The organism is Paraburkholderia atlantica, from assembly GCF_009362785.1.
Taxonomy (GTDB): Bacteria; Pseudomonadota; Gammaproteobacteria; order Burkholderiales; family Burkholderiaceae; genus Paraburkholderia; species Paraburkholderia atlantica.
Window position 1 is genome coordinate 1 of sequence record NZ_WHNQ01000121.1, and the last position, 4,573, is coordinate 4,573.

General features: G+C 61.4%; 2 protein-coding genes and 3 pseudogenes. 1 reads left to right on the forward strand and 4 read right to left on the reverse strand.

From position 1 onward, the window contains the following. From GCT19_RS40900 to GCT19_RS40915, 4 genes and pseudogenes are all read right to left on the reverse strand, one after another. Positions 1–257: pseudogene (locus tag GCT19_RS40900) on the reverse strand (IS6 family transposase); the annotation flags it as partial. Between the two features lie 100 nt (positions 258–357). Then, complete coding sequence (locus tag GCT19_RS40905) at positions 358–951, reverse strand: hypothetical protein (protein ID WP_018438267.1); 594 nt, start codon at positions 949–951, stop codon at positions 358–360. A 13-nt stretch (positions 952–964) separates the two neighbouring features. After that, on the reverse strand, positions 965–3,004 hold the full coding sequence (locus GCT19_RS40910) for a lamin tail domain-containing protein (protein ID WP_018438266.1): 2,040 nt from the start codon (positions 3,002–3,004) through the stop codon (positions 965–967). A gap of 145 nt (positions 3,005–3,149) precedes the next feature. After that, positions 3,150–3,878, reverse strand: a pseudogene (locus GCT19_RS40915) (IS6 family transposase). Between the two features lie 438 nt (positions 3,879–4,316). On the opposite strand from GCT19_RS40915, the pseudogene GCT19_RS40920 reads away from it, so the two are divergent. After that, positions 4,317–4,573: pseudogene (locus GCT19_RS40920) on the forward strand (IS6 family transposase); the annotation flags it as partial.

Consider the following 4,573-nt stretch of genomic DNA (forward strand, 5'->3'; position numbering starts at 1 on the left):
GCAACCTCACAAATACTTCGTCAAGGTGCCATGTGGTGCCGGGCTTGCGACGCGACGCTTTCACACGGTGTGCGAAGCACGCGCCGAACTTATCGCACCAGCGTCGTACCGTTTCGTAGCTGACGAACCCCGCGCTCGAACAGCAGCTCTTCGATATCGCGCAGGCTGAGCTGGAACCTGAAATACCAACGCACCGCGCAACTGATGACCGATGCGGGAAAGCGATGACCGTGGTACAGCGATTTTGCATTTTTCATCATGCGATCTTACCCGACCATCTCGATAACGTGACAATGCCGTCAGTATTAAGCCATTCTTTCACCCAGCCTTCTGTGCGCCGACGCTGATCCCGCGACCTCACTCCTGTGGGCAGGCGATCCGTCGCATGTACCAGTCCGCGCGCGGCTCCGCGTCGACCTGCGATTTTTGGGGCATCGAGGTGTTGAGCAGGACAAACTGCCAGCACTCGCGATGCGCGTCGTCGGTCAGCGTGACCGGCTGGTTGACGTCGACGCGCCGGGGCTCGTTGTGATCGAGCAGATAAACGAACCCGTCGTTGATCCTGCCGACGATCCGGTCGGGTAGCAACAGGCTGCGCTGACCACCGCCGGCCGCCATCCGCAGCCACGCGTCGGCGTCCTGCGCGCGGCGGAAGGTCACGATCCGCATCGGTCCCGCCGGATGCACGACGGTCCGCGCCGCGACGTACTGCGCGCCCAGGTCGGCGGGAAGCTGCGCCGGCCACGGCGAGATGTGCACGCGCTGGTCGTCCAGACTGAACGTCAGCACCGCCTTCGCGTTCAGCTGGAAGCGCGGCACCAGCACCTCCGCCGCCAGGCTCGCAGCGCCCGGCGGGCAGAGGCCGGCGATCTGCAGGGGTTCCGCGAGAACCGGCGTCGCCAGTCCCAGAAGGACGGCGAGAACCGCGCCCTGCCAATCGAAAGCCGCCATTCACAACCTCCTCTTATCTAGCGCTGACTTGTTTCAGATCCGCGAGCACGGCCGCCGGCACCGCTTCTTCCGTCTGGATCCGGCTCGTCTTGATCAGCGGCGGATGATCGGTGCCGATCCCGTAGCTCTGTGCGATCCCGACCAGGTTGTAGTTCTTGCCCGTGACCAGCGCGAGATGGTTCCAGTCGTTGAAATCGTGCAGCGACGCATAGACGGTCCGGCCGAAGGTATCCGACTGGCCGGTCAACGACAACTGGTAAGGGGCGGCCTCCTTCACGCCGTCCAGGTTCCAGTCGCCGAATGCCGTGGCGCTGGTGCCGGCGCCGCGTCCGACATAGTCCGATTCCTTAAGCGCATTCTCGTCCAGATTGAGGCTGCTGCCGTCGGAGTAGTCGATCTTGAAGGTGTCGGAGGTCGGGCCGTGCGGCACCGCGTCGGCGTGATACGTATGGGCCGCATAGGGTGCGCTCGGCAGGCGCGTATTGGGTACCGCGAAGCCGTTCCGGTTCTGGTGATAGTAATAGCGCTCGACCGCGTCGGTGCCGGTGCCGTCGGTGGGCACGCCCGAAAGCTGGTACAGGTAGTTCATGATGCTGAGGTAGTTCGGCTTGTAGTTGACCGCAAGCTCGTCGCCGCCGTGCCGCAGGCCCAGGCTGTGGCCGAACTCGTGCATGAGCGTCGCAGCCTGGTAGTTCACGCGCATCGTTTCGCCCGCCGCGCTCAGGTTGTCCGCGAGGAAGCCCTTCAAGGTCACGAGTACCTTGTTGCCGGGCAGCTCGGAGATGCCGGACGATCCGTTGCTGCCGTCGCTGTTCTGCGACGAAGCGAGCAGGCCGTAGCGGAAGAAGGCCCGGCGGCGCGGATCGACGTACTGGCTGTAATACCGATAGATCGACGTGCAGCCGTTCTCGAGCGCCGTGCGGCCCTCGGTGGCGCTCGCGCTCATCTGCGTGCACTTGCCGAACGTGCGCTCGTGGCTGGCGCCGTCGAGGTTGTAGTGCGCGGTGTCGACTTTGGCGGAGAAGCGCGTGCCCGCATCGAAGTGCACGACGATGTGATGCGGCGCGAACGCGGCGCCCATCTTGGTCAGCGCTGCCTCCTGCAGTTGCCGGGCCGAATCCTGGGTGGTCGCGCTCGCGTCGCTGCCCATGTAGTCGAGCTGGATGAACATGTCCTTCTGCCCCGGCCGCGCGCCCATCGCGTACAGGTCCAAGCCGGCGTAGGTGCCGCCCGCGGCCTTGGCCGTATCGGGAATGCCGTCGTGATCGCTGTCGGTGACGCCCGCCGCCACGTCGTTCGGTCCGCCCGGTGTGGGAAAGTCGACGAGCGTCCAGTCGGTGCTGGTGCCGGTGACGGTGAATCGACTGTTGAGGCGGGCGATGGACTGGTCATGGGTATCCAGCGGATCGAGCGACTGGCTGCCGACGTACGTGGCCGCGGGCGTGGCGAAGGCCGGCACGTTCGCGCCGACCCAGTAGTTTCTGGTGAGCGGCTCGGTGGTGCTCTCGCCGAAGCGGACGAAGTCCACCGTCCTGGCCGCGGCCTGCGCCGTCCTGGCCGCCTGCAGTTCGATGAAGCCCGAACTGTTGCTCCAGTACGGCAGATAGGTCCCGGTTGAGTCGAGGAGATAGACGACCTTGCTGGCGTCGTTCACCGTCGAGTTCGTCAGATAGGGGGATTTCTGGCCGGCGATCACGACGTAGCCGTTGGCGGGAATCGTCACGTCGGGCAGTGCATAGTTGACCGACGCGCTGACCGACGACGGATCGCTTTGTTTGATGCCGCCGGTGCGCAGCACGTAGTTCTTCAGGTTCACCGCGACATTCTGTTTGTTGTATAGCTCAACCCACGCGACGCTGTTGGACGTGGTTGCCGCGTCATAGTCCTTGTCCTGACGGAAATTGCCGGCCACTTCGCTGATGTACAGCCCGGCGGGTGCGTCTGCGGCGAAAGCGGCACCGCCGCTGGCGGTGAGGAGCAGCGCGATGCACAGTGGTGGGGAAAGTTTCCAGAGAACGGGTTGCCGGGTATGGCGGTGGCAGACGTGACGCATGGTTATCCCTCGGTCAGGTTATTGGCGAGTCGAGCGGCCCTGCCTGCTAGCCGCGCCCATTTTTAAAAGAAGCAAGTCCAGCGGGTGGCTTTGTCAAGTTGGCGAACGTAGACTGCACGCGTACCGTTAACGGTAGTTATCCTTATTAAATAGCCTTACCGATTGAGGCAGTTCCAGTCCAACCGTACCATGTGGCGAACCGTTCCTGGAGTGCGGCACGGTGACTTGCCGCTTTCATTCGATGTCTGGGTAAAGCAAAGTGCTGCCGGATCGGGCCGAACCGTGAGAGAAACGCCTGAGCGCGACGCACATCGCGAAAGCCGAGCATCTGGCGTTCGCGATGTGCGGGTCGGCTGGAGGCTATTCTCGGCGCGGTTATTCACGCGTGCAGCCGCCTTGACGAAAACGTGCTTCACGTGAGCGAGCTCTGGAATCTCGGACTTCGCTGCCGGATAGCTGCGTAGCTGGTCAGTGACGATCCTGCGCGGCACCGGGTTTGATCGCAGCACCCGCCGGAAAAAGCGCTTGGCTGCGGCCTTGTCGCGTCGTTTTTGCACCAGAACGTCGAGTTCAGTGCCATGCTCATCGACCGCGCGCCACAGCAGATACGGCTCCCCGCGCAGCGTCACGAACATCTCATCCAGATGCCATGTGTTGCCCCGCTTGCGCCGCGCCGTCTTTGCACGCTGGGCGAATTCAGCGCCGAACTTGTCGCACCAGCAACGGATTGTTTCGTAGTGACGACGACACCACGCTCGAGCAACAACTCCTCGATATCGCGCAGGCTCAGGCTGAACCGGAAATACTGAACCGCGCAGCTGATGACGATGGTAGGGAAGCGGTGACCGTGATAATGCGACTTTCTTTTCTTCATCGCTTCATTCTACCCCCGCTCCTGCGTCAACCTGACAGAGCCCTTTGCAAGCAAAACACCAGTCAACGACCACGGCCATCAAGGGCCAGACGGGATGGCTGCAAATTGCGCAAATTCATTGCCGCGCACAAGGCTCAAAAACTTGGATTACGTGTGCCAGTGTGCCATGCTGCAAAACAAACGCCACGATATCACCAATTACCAGCCGCAACGATATAAAATGTTTTTTTATTCGGTTAAGAAGTTTTAATATTGACTCATTTGGAAGTGCGATCCAGGCTGTGGTGCAAATAGGGTTCTGTCGCAGTAAGAGCGAGAGGTCGGCCAAATCCGATATAGCATGAATTTCTTATCCAGCCAGGGAATAGAATTGCGACGGGAGTTTGTACCAACGCCGGGCATTGTCACGTTATCGAGATGGTCGGGTAAGATCGCATGATGAAAAATGCAAAATCGCTGTACCACGGTCATCGCTTTCCCGCATCGGTCATCAGTTGCGCGGTGCGTTGGTATTTCAGGTTCCAGCTCAGCCTGCGCGATATCGAAGAGCTGCTGTTCGAGCGCGGGGTTCGTCAGCTACGAAACGGTACGACGCTGGTGCGATAAGTTCGGCGCGTGCTTCGCACACCGTGTGAAAGCGTCGCGTCGCAAGCCCGGCACCACATGGCACCTTGACGAAGTATTTGTGAGGTTGC

Coding starts and splice junctions, on each gene's coding strand:
- GCT19_RS40905 (WP_018438267.1), bottom strand. CDS start 951: ATGGCGGCTTTCGATTGGCAGGGCGCGGTTCTCGCCGTCCTTCTGGGA.
- GCT19_RS40910 (WP_018438266.1), bottom strand. CDS start 3,004: ATGCGTCACGTCTGCCACCGCCATACCCGGCAACCCGTTCTCTGGAAA.